14 protein-coding genes are annotated in these 13661 nt (G+C 56.8%); all 14 read left to right on the top strand.

Annotation, left to right across the window (positions count from 1 at the left end; translation table 11 throughout):
• Positions 1-101: 101 nt before the first annotated feature.
• Positions 102-791: a terminase small subunit gene (locus MHN28_RS14415; RefSeq protein ID WP_239342546.1), complete on the top strand. Its 690-nt coding sequence runs from the start codon at positions 102-104 to the stop codon at positions 789-791.
• The gene (locus tag MHN28_RS14410; protein WP_239342543.1) at positions 791-2890 is read left to right on the top strand and encodes a terminase gpA endonuclease subunit; all 2100 of its coding nucleotides are present in this window, start codon (positions 791-793) and stop codon (positions 2888-2890) included. Before MHN28_RS14415 ends, MHN28_RS14410 begins: the two co-directional genes overlap by 1 nt.
• An 8-nt stretch (positions 2891-2898) precedes the next feature.
• Entirely contained in the window at positions 2899-3099 is a 201-nt protein-coding gene (locus MHN28_RS25035) for a phage head-tail joining protein (RefSeq protein ID WP_370645720.1), read from the top strand.
• 4 nt (positions 3100-3103) lie between these two features.
• Complete coding sequence (locus MHN28_RS14405) at positions 3104-4606, top strand: phage portal protein (protein ID WP_239342540.1); 1503 nt, start codon at positions 3104-3106, stop codon at positions 4604-4606.
• Positions 4593-7115 carry a S49 family peptidase gene (locus MHN28_RS14400; RefSeq protein WP_239342537.1) on the top strand — a complete coding sequence of 841 codons (2523 nt, stop codon included), beginning with the start codon at positions 4593-4595 and terminating at the stop codon, positions 7113-7115. The genes MHN28_RS14405 and MHN28_RS14400 overlap by 14 nt, the downstream gene beginning before the upstream one ends.
• A gap of 100 nt (positions 7116-7215) precedes the next feature.
• On the top strand, positions 7216-7563 hold the full coding sequence (locus tag MHN28_RS14395; RefSeq protein ID WP_239342534.1) for a DUF2190 family protein: 348 nt from the start codon (positions 7216-7218) through the stop codon (positions 7561-7563).
• The gene (locus tag MHN28_RS14390; RefSeq protein ID WP_239342531.1) at positions 7560-7880 is read left to right on the top strand and encodes a hypothetical protein; all 321 of its coding nucleotides are present in this window, start codon (positions 7560-7562) and stop codon (positions 7878-7880) included. The genes MHN28_RS14395 and MHN28_RS14390 overlap by 4 nt, the downstream gene beginning before the upstream one ends.
• Positions 7880-8338: a hypothetical protein gene (locus MHN28_RS14385; protein ID WP_239342497.1), complete on the top strand. Its 459-nt coding sequence runs from the start codon at positions 7880-7882 to the stop codon at positions 8336-8338. Before MHN28_RS14390 ends, MHN28_RS14385 begins: the two co-directional genes overlap by 1 nt.
• A 39-nt stretch (positions 8339-8377) precedes the next feature.
• Positions 8378-8794: a phage tail tube protein gene (locus MHN28_RS14380; protein WP_239342494.1), complete on the top strand. Its 417-nt coding sequence runs from the start codon at positions 8378-8380 to the stop codon at positions 8792-8794.
• A gap of 12 nt (positions 8795-8806) precedes the next feature.
• Complete coding sequence (locus tag MHN28_RS14375; protein WP_239342481.1) at positions 8807-9130, top strand: GTA-gp10 family protein; 324 nt, start codon at positions 8807-8809, stop codon at positions 9128-9130.
• A gap of 331 nt (positions 9131-9461) precedes the next feature.
• On the top strand, positions 9462-11396 hold the full coding sequence (locus MHN28_RS14370) for a hypothetical protein (protein WP_239342478.1): 1935 nt from the start codon (positions 9462-9464) through the stop codon (positions 11394-11396).
• Positions 11389-12522, top strand: coding sequence for a hypothetical protein (locus MHN28_RS14365; protein ID WP_239342475.1), 1134 nt, complete (start codon positions 11389-11391; stop codon positions 12520-12522). Before MHN28_RS14370 ends, MHN28_RS14365 begins: the two co-directional genes overlap by 8 nt.
• Positions 12519-13343, top strand: a complete 825-nt coding sequence (locus MHN28_RS14360; RefSeq protein WP_239342472.1) for a DUF2163 domain-containing protein — start codon at positions 12519-12521, stop codon at positions 13341-13343. The genes MHN28_RS14365 and MHN28_RS14360 overlap by 4 nt, the downstream gene beginning before the upstream one ends.
• Positions 13343-13591 carry a hypothetical protein gene (locus MHN28_RS14355; RefSeq protein WP_239342469.1) on the top strand — a complete coding sequence of 83 codons (249 nt, stop codon included), beginning with the start codon at positions 13343-13345 and terminating at the stop codon, positions 13589-13591. The genes MHN28_RS14360 and MHN28_RS14355 overlap by 1 nt, the downstream gene beginning before the upstream one ends.
• Positions 13592-13661: the final 70 nt, after the last annotated feature.

Raw genomic sequence — 13661 nt, 5'->3', positions numbered from 1 at the left:
TCCTTCCTGAAAAGGTTCCGCACGGGGGTTATTCGCACCCCGTTTTGTGGGGGTTTTCTGAGATTCCCAAAGTGTGAGAGGGGGTTGTTGTTGGGGTTGTCATGACGGATGAAACGAACTTGAAGCTGCTGGACGTTAATGTCTCGCCGGAACTGCAGGCGATGATTGACAGGTTCCCGCTTCCCAAGGGCGTCGATGACACCGACGTGACGGTTGAAGGTGCTGCGCAGGCACTTGGCGTGACGGTCAACACGGTCAGCAAGTGGCTGAAGGCGACGGATCCGGGTGAGGAACCTTTCCCTGCCGTGGAACGGGGCGGAATGGGCAAAGCGTATGTACTGCGCTTGAGCCACGTTTATGCATGGAAATGCGCCAGAGATGCGGACGCGGCAAAGCGAGATCAGCACAGCCGCGCTCAAGTCGAAAAGCTTCAGGCCAGTTTTCTGAATCTAGAAGTTGATCCACATCAGGAGACGCTTAGCCACAAAGATCGCAAAGCGTTGGCCGAGGCTGATTTTGCATATTCGCGGGCGGCGCAAGCCAGACGGCAATTGGTTCGGCTAGATGAGGTAACCGACCTGATTGAGTCCATTTTTACGACAACGCGAGACGCTATCGAAGGCATGCCGGATCGTTTGGAACGTGAGCTCAGCTTGCAGCCCGAAGAGGTCATATTAGTGGATCGCGTTGGCAAAGACGTTTTGAAAAAACTGATTAGCGCCATTGAGAAAGCCGAGCTTGAAGAGCGTGACCTGGCGGACGTTGAAGTGACCAACCGACTGCTGATTTGATGGTGATGATCGAACCGGGCTTTGAGCCCTTGCCGCCTTATTCAGATCCGAGGATTGCGCTGAAAAAAGCCCTTCCGGCGTTGCGACCGGCCGAGGATTTGAGCGTAACGGAATCGGCTGAAAAGTACATGATGGTCAAAGTAGGTGACCAATGGCAGGACTTCCGCCGTGATGTAGCACCCTACATGGTCGAGCCGACCGACATGATTGCCAGCCGGTCATATCGTGGCTTGGCGTTCTGCGGGCCATCGCAGTCGGGTAAGACCCAGATGCTGCAGTCAGCGCTTGCGTGGACGATTGCTTCGAACCCCGGTCGCGTAGCCCTGTTTCAGATGACGCGTGACGCTGCTGAAGCTTTTGAGCGCGACAAGTTTTCGCCCATGATCCGCAACAGCCCGGAATTGGAAAAACGAAAGGCGACCGGGCGGGGCGCGGACAATCTGTTTCAAAAGCTTTACTTGGGTGGTACGCATATAACGCTGGACTGGCCCACGGTAACAAAGCTGTCCAGTCAGACAATCAGGCTTTTGCTGGCGACTGACTACGATCACTTTCCCGAATCCATCGGTGGCGAAGGTGACGCCTACACGATGATGCGGGCGCGGGCGCGAAGCTTTCGATCACGCGGCATGGTGGTTGTGGAATCCAGCCCCGGCGCACCTGTCAAAGATGAATGCTGGCGACCCATCAGTCCGCATGACTGTGTACCGGTCAGCTATGGTGTCCTGTCCCTTTACCCGGAAGGGACGCGGGGGCGCTGGTACTGGCCGTGCCCGAACTGTGACGAGGTGTTTGAACCGACTTTCAAGAAACTGCGTTGGCCTGACAGTTCAGACTTCGTTGAATGCGGGGAAGCTGCGGAGATGGTCTGCCCGCATTGCGGGTGCCCATTCGGTCATCACCTGAAGCGCCAATTGAATGACGCCGGCGAATGGCTTCACGAAACATCCGATGGTGGCGTGGACACGATCAGCAGCGGCAATGTTCGAAGAACGGACCTTCTGAGCTACTGGCTCGATGGGGCTGCAGCGGCATTCGCCAGTTGGTCGGAATTGGTCGTTCAGGAATTGCAGGCGCGCGAAAAGTTTGAGCGCACAGGCGACGAAGAGGCGCTGAAGACAGCGGCTAACACCGGTCAGGCGCAACCCTATCTGCCGCGCGGGGCAACCAGTGAAAATGAAGTCACGCTGCAGGGCCTAAAGGACAAGTCGCAGGGTATTGAAACGCCGAAGGCCGTGGCTCCGAGTTGGACTCGGTACATCACGGTTTCCGTCGACACACAGGGCAACCACTTCGACGTGGGTGCAACCGCTTGGGGTGAGGATGGGCGGCACCAGCCGATTGATCGGTTTGAGATCATCGAACCGCCTGAAGGGGCACCGATGGATGCCGGTGACAGATCCATCAAGCCTTTTGAGATCGCCGAGGATTGGGCCGCGCTTGAACCCTTGGCCAATATGGTTTGGCCGGTCGAGGGGGAAGAGTATGGGTTGCGCGCCGCTGCTATCGGGGTTGACCTGCACGGTGGCGGCTCAACGACGGAAAACGCATACCGTTTCTATCGTAAACGCCGCAAAGCGGGGCAAGGGAAACTGTGGTTCCTGACACGTGGCCACGGTGGCAAGCATCAGGATCGGGTGTGGCTTCGCGCGCCTGAGCGCGTCAGTAAGAACGTCAAGGGTCGGCGGGTCGCGACCGACATCGAGATTCTGAACATGGCGACGGATCGACTGAAGGACGCGGTTTCCACGTCTTTGATCATGGTCGAAGCGGGGCAGAACCAATGCCTGATCCCGCTTTGGATGCCGGAACCCAAGTTAGTCGAGTTCACGGCAGAACGCCGGACAGACAAAGGGTGGGAGAAACGCCCCGGCATGGTTCGAAACGAGAGCTTCGACCACTTAGTCCAGGCGCGCGCGCTTCATATTCACCTTGGTGGTGAAAAGGTTGATTGGTCCGCGCCATTCAATTGGGCGTGTCACGGGCTGAAAAACGTCAATGCCGTTGCGGTCGAAGCGCCTGATGAAAGCGGGACGCCGGAAGTCCAAGAGATCGAGCGCCCGAAACGGCGGCGCAGAGTGCCCAAAAAGATTTTCTGAGGGGAAGCATGGCCTATACACAAAGTGATCTGGATGCCCTCCAGAGGTCGATAGCGCGCGGCGCTAAGAAACTCAAAATGAACGGCGAAGAGGTTGAGTTTCATAGCCTTGCCGAAATGCGAAGCCTCGCGGCTGAGATTGAGCGGAAGCTTAATCCGGGGCGCAAAAGCCGTGTTTCGCAAATAAACACGTCGAGCGGTTGGAGATAAAATCTTGAGCAATCAGAAACCTGACGGGCGGTTAGCCCGCCTGTTGACGCGCCTGATTGAACCGGTCGCGCCGTCTCTCGCCTTGTCCCGAGACAAAGCCATGGTACAGCGCCGCATGCTGGCATCTATGGGCGGCTATCAAGGTGCCGGTCGCGGATCTCGCGGTAAGGACTTCCGGATAAACTCATCCGACGCTGTCGAGGCAATTCGCTACGACGCCACGCGGATGAGCTTTATTGCCCGCGATATGATCCGCAACAATCCGCGCGCGGTCAAAGTGCGCCGTCAGTTGCGAAACGTGGTTGTTGGCGCTGGCATTCGCCCGTCCATTCAGTGGCTAGGGGCCGAAGGCGAGGCGGGGAAGAAACGCCGAGCAAAGGTTGAAAAGCTCATTCGGGCGCATTGCGAAACCAAGGCTTTTGATGCCGATGGGCTTTTGAATCTGTTTGGTCAGCAGGGCTTATCTTTTGGGTCCATCGTCGCTGACGGAGAGGTTTTGCTGCGCAGGCGGATGCGCAAGATTTCCGATGGCTTTCCGCTGAACTTTCAGGTGCAGGTTCTTGAGGCGGACTTTCTGGACAAACGCGTCGACGGTCGCCTTTCGAACGGAAACACTGCCGTTCAGGGGATCGAGTTCAACAGGATTGGTCAGCGGGTAGCCTATCACCTCTATCGTGCGCATCCGGGCAGCAACCAGCACTTGATGCAGAGTTCTTCCCGAGTGGATGCGCGAAACATCATCCATGCTTTTGCCGTTGATCGACCTGGCCAGCAGCGTGGGGTGAGTTGGTTTGCGCCGGTGATCACGCTGTTGCACGAGTTGCAGAAGTATCAGGACGGCCAAGTTAAGCGCCAAGAGATCGCAGCGATGTTCGCGGCTGTATTCCAAAGCAGCTCGCACAGCACCGAAATCGAAAAAGACATGGCGGAATTGTCCCCCGGTGCGCTTTTGGAAATCGGCTCTGATGAAACGATGACCTTCACCGACCCTCCGGAGGTGGATGGTTATGAGGCATTCATGCGCGTCACGGATCGCGTGATCGCAGCGGGCGTCGGTCTGACCTATGAAGGCTATACGGGTGACTACACCGGGGTGAACTATTCCTCTGCCCGGATGGGCCGGATGGATACCGACCCGAATGTGCGCGACTGGCAGCAAAACTTGATGATTGCGCAGATTTGCCATGGCATTGGCGGCTGGATTGAAGAGGCGATTGACGACATCGCTGATGTTTCGCCCGACGAATACGAGCTTTCTTGGACCCCACCGGCGCGGCCTGTTGTCGATCCTACAAAAGACTATCCAGCAAACGTGACTGCGGTGCAGTCGGGTCAGAAGTCGCGCCGTCAAGCCATTCGAGAGGCGGGGGAAGATCCGACGCGCGTAGAGGCGGAAATCGCGGAAGAGCGCCAGTGGGAAGCCGAAAATTCAATCGTTTTAACCAGCAACTCCGGTGCCAAAGCGGGTGCGAGTTCGGACAAGGGAGACAAAAATGAAACCGGGTGAAATGGTGAATATCGCATCGCGGGCTTTCAATACGCCGCTGTTTTTGGATGCGCGCAAAGCGACAGTGATTGCGCAGCAGATGGGGCAGCGGTTCCTTGGGATGTCCGAAGGGACGCTTGAGGTCGCTAACGCCGTTGAGGGCGATGCAACAGCGTTGACCGTCCGCCGTCCGCTTGCGGCGTCGATGGTTGGTGATGAGTTGTACCGTTCCGTGAAAAAGCGTGGCGATGGATACTCCAATATTATGGGTGTCGCGGTCATCAGTGTGTCGGGCACGTTGGTGCGGCGCGGATCGTATGTTGGCGAAAGTTCCGGAACGACCAGTTACGAAGGTTTGAGCGCGCAGATCCGCGCGGCGGCTGAAGATGACGAGGTGCGCGCCATCGCTTTGGAGATCGACAGTTTCGGTGGTGAGGCGGCGGGCATGTTTGACCTGTGCGCTCAGATCAGGGAAGCGCGCCAATCAAAGCCGGTGCATGCCTTCCTTGCAGAGTACGCGCTTTCCGCAGCCTACGGGATTGCCTCTCAGGCGGACACCGTCACGATACCACCCTACGGCGAAGCCGGATCGATCGGTGTTGTCTGCATGCATGTCGACCATTCGGAGATGCTGGCGAACCAAGGGGTGAAGGTCACTCTGGTTCATTCCGGTGCCCACAAAGTTGACGGCAACCCCTTCGAGCCATTGCCCGAACATGTTCACAAGGAACTTCAGGATTCCGGCGATGAAATGTGGGTGCAGTTTGCCAATGAAGTTGCTGAGGGCCGCAAAGGCAAGATTTCAGCCGAAGGTGCCCTGAAGCTTCAAGCACGCGTGCTGCGCGGTGACGCGGCAGTGAAAGCCGGTCTTGCGGACCAGGTCGCAGAGGCGCGCGTTGCGTTCAAGGCGCTGGTGGCATCGCTGAACCCGGTCCCAACGGCTGCGGTGCCGCAGGCTGCTTCGACGCAAGCGATATCCGTGAACATGCCGACGGCTGGCGCAGTGTCGGAGGCATTGAATTCGCCACAGGCCGCGCGCGCGATCCAACGACAGTGTGAAGCGGCTTTACTACTTTCGAGCAGCTCCGGCTGCAAAACCGGGGCAAAGTCCCCCATCCAAAAGGAGGTTGTCATGAGCGGCAACGATCAAACCCCGGTGGCCATGGTGCAGCCGGAAACCAATGTGGATGCACCCAAGCCGGGGGCTACCACGCAAACTGCACAAGACGCTGCAGCAGAAGAGCGGAACCGCGCGGCCAAGATCACTGAAAAGGTGGCCAAAGCTGGCTTGCCCGCATCCTTTGCTCAGGAACTGATTTCGGATGGCGTGCCTCTGGCGGATGCCTATGAGAAGATTCTCGACAAAAAAGCGGCGTCTGCGAACGATGGCGGCGATATTCTGAACTCGGCCCCTGCGCGTGTCACTGGTGATGTTCGTGATCGCACGACCGAAGGGATGACAAAAGCGATCCTGGCCAAAGCGAACCTTGAAGGTGGTGAGCAAAACGAGTTCACATCGATGAGCCTGCGGGAAATGGCGCGCTATTCGCTTCAGGCGCAGGGTATCGTCATTTCATCGGGTGGAGTCATGACGCTGGCTGCGGCGGCATTTTCTCCGGTTGCTGCGTCTGGCGGTATGCACAGCACCAGTGACTTCACCAATATCCTGTCCAACGTCGCCGAAAAGTCGATGTTGAAAGGATTTGTCGAAGCGCCGGAAATCTTCGACCAATTCACGTCGGTCGGAACTTTGGGTGACTTCAAACCGACCACCCGCGTCGGGCTGGATCATTTCCCGTCTTTGGACAAGGTGGGCGAAGGTGCTGAGTTCCAATACGGCAAGATGGGTGATCACGCCGAAACGGCAATACTGGCCACTTATGGCAAGTTGTTTTCGATCACCCGCCAGACCATCATCAACGATGATCTCGACGCCTTCACAAAAATTCCCGCCCGCATGGGGCGCGCGGCGCGGCGCACTGTCGGTGATCTGGTGTTTGCAATCCTGAACACCAATCCGAAAATGTCCGATGGAAAAGCGCTGTTCCATACAGGTCACGGCAACCTTGCTACGGCTGGTGGTGTTCCGTCCGAGGCTTCGATCAATGCCGGTATCACCGCAATGGCCAACCAGACGCCGCGCGGTGATACGAAAGTCAAGCTGAACATCGCACCGAAGTTCCTGCTGGCACCGCCCAAACATCGTTCGTCGACGCTGCAGTCGCTGAATTCCGAGCATTCGCCCGACGATACAGCCAAGGCCGGGGCGACCAAACAGCCGCGCGCCTTCAACACTGTGCGCGATGCGGCAGAACCGCTGTTTGATGCGCGTGTCGCGGGTGACGCGTGGTTCCTGTTGGGTGATCCCAACATGCACGACACCATCGAAGTCAGCTATTTGGACGGTGTCGACACGCCGTTCCTTGAGCAGCAGGAAGGCTGGAGTGTCGACGGGACCGAATTCAAGGTTCGCATCGATGCCGCCGCCACCGCGCTGGCAGAGCAGGCGGTTTACAAAAACGGCGGCTAAGCTGGTCTGAAAAATTAATGTGACGAAGGGGCGGCCATTGTGCCGCCCTTCGTCTTTTCCGGGGGGCATTCCGTCTTCTGGTAAATCAACGGAGTTATCCATGAAGAACATGATTCAAACAGGTACGGTGATCACCGTACTGGCAGCGGCAGACGTGGTCAGCGGCGCTGGTGTAAAAATCGGCATGTTGTTTGGTGTCGCGCAGGCGGACGCCAAAGCTGGCGAAGTCGTTTCGCTGGTGACCGAGGGTGTTTTTGATCTTCCGAAAACCAGCGCGCAGGCGTGGTCGGTCGGCGACCCGATCTACTTCAACAACTCAACCAAGCTGTGCACTACGGCAACCACAGCCGGAAACATCCATATCGGAACCGCCGTCGCGGAGGCTGGCAACCCCAGCGGTTCGGGGTTGGTTCGGCTGAACGGCGCAATGCCAGCGGCTGCGGTGTGACGCGGCTTTTTGATGGGTTCACCGAACTTTTCACAGGGACGTTCGGTGACCCGGTTCTGGTGCGCCCTTCCGGGGGCGCTCAGACGGAAATCCAAGCTGTTTTCCGCGATGCCGATATTCCGGTGCTTGCAGAAAATGGGGTGGAAACGATTGCGCCTTACCCGACCTTGCGCGCGCATCGCGACGATGCAGCGCCGCTGATCCCTGACGGCGAAGTCGACCCCGGAAACGGTGAAAAATACCGCTGTCTGGCTCCGATGGACTCGGGCAGTCCCGACCCGCGCGGGTTTGTTACAATTCAGTTGGAGCGCATCTGATGTTTGTTGGAAAGGCCGTCCGTCACGCGGTAAGCGATCTGCTTTCATCCGCTGACATCAAGGTTGACGTAGGCGGTGTGGCCACTGACGTAGCGGTCATAAAGAACCCGCCAGCCGGAAGCTGGGTTGATGAGAAAAAGCTGCCCGCTCTTTATCTGTTCCCCAGCGGCGAAGAGATTTCGCCATTTTCCCATGGCAAAGACAGCCGGGATTACCAGTTGGAAGTAATGCTGCAGGCCAAGGGGCCGCATGACGTTCTGGACCAACTGGATGACATGCAGGAGATCGTTGAAAAAACGATAGCCGAAAGTGAAAGGCTGGGTGGTTTGGTCCGAGAGATCAGGCCGATCCGGGCCAGAATTCACCAAGAACGCGGTGCCGTCGTTTTTGGTGCCCGCATCGTAACCTTCGACGTGAAGGTTTCCGTTCCCCGGCGTTCCCCGGTCATCTCTAGCTGAGTGCCAGCGCCAACATAATCCACCATAGGAGACAGGATCATGACAAACGCCCTTTTGGGATATGATACCGCTTATGCCATTCACGATGGCCAAGACCCCGGTGCGTTTCAGGACATCGCTGAGGTCATGGAAATTACCCCGCCGAATGAGCAATCCGACGACGTCGAGGCGACACATTACAAATCCCCCGGCAAAAAGCGCGAGTACATTCAGGGTCTGACCGATCCGGGTGAAATGACCTTTGGCATCAACTGGATTCCTTCCGACGCCACCGACACGATCATTCAGGGGCTGAAAGCGTCCGGTGAAAAGCGTGATCATCGCATCACCTGGCCTAACGGCGTCACTTGGACGTTCAATGGCTACATCAAAGGTTTCGAGCCGACGGCACCGATTGATGACCGTATGACCGCGACCGTGACCGTGCGGGTCAGCGGTTCAACAACAATCGCATAAGAGGGCGGACCATTGGGCAACAAGATAACCGGTCGTGTGCGCGTCGAGGCTGAAAGTGGGCCAGTTGAACTGGCTCTTACCTTCAACGCGATGTGTGAGTTGGAAGACGCTTTTGACGCCGACATCCAGACTATTTTGACGAAAATTGACGCCCCGACGCCGCGTATGAAAGACATTCGCCGCATTGTCTGGGCAACCATGTTGGATGCCAACCCTGACGCGACTGAACCGATGGCCGGTGAACTGATCAACTATATCGGCGTCGATGCCTTGGGTGAAGTGCTGCAAAAGGTGATCGACGCCAGTTCAGTGGTCGGAACCAACTCGGGAAACTGAGCAACGGGGACGATCAACAATCGTTGGATGTCCCCGCGTTGTTTAAGCAATACGTGGCCTGCGGATTTGTCCCTGAGACATTCTGGGGGCTCACACCCCGCGAATACATGTTTCGCATCGAAGGCTTTGAGTTGGGCGAAAACAGGCGCCGAGACTTCGCAAAATCTTTGGGTTGGTTTGTAGCCGCTATGCCCAGACTCCGAAAATTCCCGTCACACGATCAGTTCGTGGGCTCAAAGAAAAAAGCCGCGAATGTGCCCCAGACGCCTGAGCAAATGCTTGCGGTTGCTAGGGAATGGCATGCGCGGGTTTCACAACAGGGTAGTGCAGAATGAAAGACGTCGGAAAGCTTCGCGTCAAGCTGGGCTTGGATACTGCCGAGCTTCGTGCGGGCATGGACCGCGCGCAGATGCGCCTAAAATCGTTCAGTCGCAAACTGGCCATAGCGGCGGCAACATTCGGCACTGCCGCTGTTGCGGGCCTGTCGGTGGCGACAAAGCAGTCCTTTGCAGCGATTGATGCGCAATCAAAAATGGCCCAGTCGCTTGGCACGTCTACAAAGTCCATTCAGGTGCTTTCACGTGCGGCTGATCTGGCTGGAATTCCGATGGGGCAGCTTGAACAGGCTTCCCGAGATTTGACGAAACGGCTTTCCGAGGCTGCGGCGGGCGGTGGTCCTGCGGAAAAGGTACTCAAGCGCCTGAGCCTGAATGCGTCGGAGCTTCTGAATCTGCCGCTGGATCAACGAATGTCAGTGGTGAACAAGTCCATTGAAGATTTTGTGCCGCCTGCGGAAAGAGCGGCGGTTCGCGCCAAGCTTTTTGGTGACCGCGCCTTTGCTGCAATGGCCCGACTGGATACCGCCACGCTGCAGCAGGCGATCAAGGACATCGACGATTTCGGCGTTGGTGTGTCCGAAATTGATGCCGACAACATCGAAAAGGCAAACGACGCCATGTCGCGCCTCGGTCTGATTGGTCGGGGTGCCGCAAACCAGTTGGCTGCAGCCCTCGCCCCGGCAATCGTTGCGGTCGCGGATGGGTTTGCGGCGTTGTTTCGGGAAGGTGGCGCTGCGAACAAGTTGCTGGACAAGCTGGGCCAGAACATCGGGCGCATTGCGAGCTATGCCGCCGCCGCCGCCGCGCTGTTTGCCGGAAAGCTGGTTGTTGGGCTTCTTGCGTCTGTTCGCGCTGTCACGCTTCTTTCCGGCGCTCTGGTGGTGCTCAGAGGGGCGCTGATCCGAACCGGGATCGGCGCGCTTATCGTTGCTGCTGGCGAGTTGATCTATCATTTCACCCGATTGGTCAAAGCTGCGGGCGGTTTTGGGGAGGCTATGACGCTTCTGAAAGACGTCGCGCAAGAGGTTTGGGATCGGATTGGATTTGGCGCTCAGGCGCTTCGGTTGCGGTTCTCAGCTATGGTCGGGCGCATCAAAGGGGTTTGGGCGCAGGGAATGGCTTATCTGGCCCAGCAGTGGGCCGACTTTGTTGGAACGGTTGCGCCTGCGGTAAACCAGATCGCGGAGATGGCAGGTTCCGGGTTTTCCATCGACGCCATGGGTGTGCAAGCGTGGGCCAGTGCCATGCAGCATGCCGCTGCAAATGCAGGGTCTATGGCAGATTCCGCTTCTCTTGCCGCCGATGCAATGAGCGCCTTGTCAGGTGGACCCCTGAAATCAGTTCAAGCGCTTCGTGATGCGATGGTCGAAACTTCGGAGGGCGCGGAGGAAGTCAGCGAAGTCACCTTTGATGAAGTGGCTGAGACCGCCGACAAGACTGCTGGCTCTGTGGGCAAAGTTGGTAAAAAAGCCAAAGAGGCCAAGAAAGAAGTCAAGACCCTCGGGCAGTCACTGAAAGAGACGCTGGCCGGAAGTCTGGAGAGTTCCATACAGGGGCTCTTAGAGGGTACGAAAACGATCAAGTCGGCGCTGGCGGACATTGCTTCAAGTCTGGCGTCCCTGTTTGCCAAACAAGCCGCAACATCGATCGTCAGGGCCATCTTGCCGGGAATACCGGGTTTTGCCGAGGGTACGAATTTTGCGCCTGGTGGGCTGGCGGTTGTCGGGGAAAAGGGGCCGGAACTGGTAAACCTGCCGCGCGGCAGTCAGGTGATACCCAACGATGAAATTGGCGGCGTTACGGGCGGCAGTGCCTTGAAAATCGTCAACGTGTTTGATTCCGGCATCGTCGGAGATTTCATGCAGACGGAGCCTTTTGAGAGGTTGCTTGTTAACAAGCTTTCAGACTTGGGTGTCGTAAATGGCTGATCTTTGGCCATTTGTACCGCAAGTCAATTCGTCGGAAGTTCTCGCGTACAAGACTGACATTCGTTTCGACCCTGAAGGTGAAATGCGGGACAGCTTGGGGGAGATGCGGCAAACACTGGAATACGTGTTTTTGCTGGATGATGCCGGTCGCGCCAGAGCGACGGAATTGTATCGTTCAAATCCTCTGGGCGAATGGTTGTTGCCGGTTTGGCAGGAATGCACCCTGCTGGACGGGGCGATTCCTGCTGCTGCGACCGCGATTTCGGTGAACACCTCGGCAGATTACCGTCAATCTTCGTTGGCGGTCGCTCATCAAAGCGAGACAGTGTTTTCAGTCCTTGATGTTGATCAGGTCAATCCGGGTGAGTTGGTGCTTTCGAATCCAGTGGGTCAGGATTTGTCGGGGTCGGGTGGCGAGCCAATTGCGGTAGCGCCAGTCCGCACGGTTCTCATTCGCGGGGGGCTGCGCGAAAGGCGGCGTTACAAGGGGCTGACTGAATTCTCCGTCACCTTTGAGGTGCAGGACGCATTGGGTGCGCCGGCCGTTTTGTATCCGCTGTATGGCGGGCTGCAGGTCATGACCGACCCAAGTGTTTCAATCTCGCCCTTGGGTGGTGGTGTCGCGCAGGCTGCGAGGTATCTGGATAGCGGGTTTGGTGGCCTGGTTGCGGTCGACGTGCGTAATTTCCCTGAGAGTACCAGCACTGTCAGCTTTCAGGATGCGACCCCAGAGACCAGATGGAAAAGAAAGCAGTGGTTTTCTTCCGTTAGGGGGCGCGATTCTGCGTTTTGGCTTCCAAGCTGGGCGGAGGATCTTAGCTTGGTGCAGGGTGTTTCGGCAGCTTCGAACTCGATCACTGTCAGGCCGGTCATGCCCAATATTCAGGACTATGTTGGTCGGCACATCCTGATCGATGATGGTGAGTTCATTTTTCGGAAAGTAACGTCCGTCGGCACGAGCGGGGACAATCACAGGCTCTTTTTGTCGCCTCTGGGTCGGGATGTTCTCAAGGCGGAAATCTCGTTCATGAAGAAAGTACGGTTGGATGCCGACCGCGTCGAGTTCAGGCAGGCCGATGGTTTCATAACTCGCATGGAATGCCCTGTTCGGGAGGTGCCCGCATGAGCTACGCAGATTTTTTGAGCAGGGTAAGCGGTAAGCGACCTTATTGGCTCTACCGGGTTCAGCTTGGCTCTGAGGTCGCGTTTATGACCACGCTGGATGGTGGGTACACTGACCCGTCATCGCAGGTGTGGGCGCATACAAAGGGTGTCAAGCACAGCCGGATAAAGCAGACGCAGCGGATCAGTTCTGCAAATTTGGAATTGCGTTTTCCCAGCAACCACACCTTTGCGCGCAAGTTTCTGGAGCCTCGCGGAGTTCAGCAAACCTCAGTTCAGATTTTTCATGGTTACGCCAATGACCCCGACCAAGAGCGCGCAACCAAATTCCGGGGGCGTGTGGTAAGTGTAAATGCCAGCCGGACAGAGATCACGTTTAAATGTGAAGATATCTTTACGGCATTTCGACGTAACGGCTTGTCGACGGTCATGCAGCGGCCCTGTAGGCACGCGCTCTACAAAGAGGGCTGCGGGTTAAACATCGCTGATTTTAACGTGCCAGCCACCGTTTCAGCGGTCTCAGGGGTGGCTTTGACGGTTCCTGTTGCAAGTGACCAGGCTAACGGCTGGTACTCCTACGGTCTGCTGACCTTTAATGGTAATGAGCAGATGATCACCGGGCATTCGGGGTCAAGTCTCACGCTGTTGGCACCTCTTCCGGGCTTGGCCGAAGAAATTGCGGCAAACGGATCTGCATCAGTTTCGATTGCGCGGGGGTGCAATCTGCTGCGGCAGACCTGCAATGACAAGTTCAACAACCTTCTGAGCCACGGCGGTTTTCACGCGATGGGTGGAACGCCGTTTGATGGCAGGAGTATCGCATAATGCCATTCCTGCAGATACTCGGGCGGCTTGCTTTGGCTGCGTTGTTTTCTGTCATCAGTTCTTTTTTAAGTCCTCGTCCAAAAAACCAATCACCCAAGCCGGGAACACTTGAAGACTTTAGTATTCAAAATCCGGATGAGGGGGCGGTCGTCATAAAGATCTATGGCTCTGCATGGGTAAGCCCGCAAGTCCACGGGTTTGGCGATCTCTATGTAGAACCAATTCGTAAGAAGGGTGGGAAAAAATGACGACAATTACGCTCGCCGACTTCAGAACCTGCAAAATATGCCCTGACGCAAGAACAGTTTTTTTTGAACC

It is taken from the genome of Ruegeria sp. Ofav3-42 (assembly GCF_022347725.1).
Taxonomy (GTDB): domain Bacteria; phylum Pseudomonadota; class Alphaproteobacteria; order Rhodobacterales; family Rhodobacteraceae; genus Ruegeria.
Note: the sequence above shows the minus strand (reverse complement) of the source record. Positions and strands in the feature narration are given on the sequence as shown.

Coding starts and splice junctions, on each gene's coding strand:
- MHN28_RS14355 (WP_239342469.1), top strand. CDS start 13,343: ATGCCATTCCTGCAGATACTCGGGCGGCTTGCTTTGGCTGCGTTGTTT.
- MHN28_RS14415 (WP_239342546.1), top strand. CDS start 102: ATGACGGATGAAACGAACTTGAAGCTGCTGGACGTTAATGTCTCGCCG.
- MHN28_RS25035 (WP_370645720.1), top strand. CDS start 2,899: ATGGCCTATACACAAAGTGATCTGGATGCCCTCCAGAGGTCGATAGCG.
- MHN28_RS14385 (WP_239342497.1), top strand. CDS start 7,880: ATGTTTGTTGGAAAGGCCGTCCGTCACGCGGTAAGCGATCTGCTTTCA.
- MHN28_RS14410 (WP_239342543.1), top strand. CDS start 791: ATGGTGATGATCGAACCGGGCTTTGAGCCCTTGCCGCCTTATTCAGAT.
- MHN28_RS14380 (WP_239342494.1), top strand. CDS start 8,378: ATGACAAACGCCCTTTTGGGATATGATACCGCTTATGCCATTCACGAT.
- MHN28_RS14395 (WP_239342534.1), top strand. CDS start 7,216: ATGAAGAACATGATTCAAACAGGTACGGTGATCACCGTACTGGCAGCG.
- MHN28_RS14400 (WP_239342537.1), top strand. CDS start 4,593: ATGAAACCGGGTGAAATGGTGAATATCGCATCGCGGGCTTTCAATACG.
- MHN28_RS14370 (WP_239342478.1), top strand. CDS start 9,462: ATGAAAGACGTCGGAAAGCTTCGCGTCAAGCTGGGCTTGGATACTGCC.
- MHN28_RS14365 (WP_239342475.1), top strand. CDS start 11,389: ATGGCTGATCTTTGGCCATTTGTACCGCAAGTCAATTCGTCGGAAGTT.
- MHN28_RS14360 (WP_239342472.1), top strand. CDS start 12,519: ATGAGCTACGCAGATTTTTTGAGCAGGGTAAGCGGTAAGCGACCTTAT.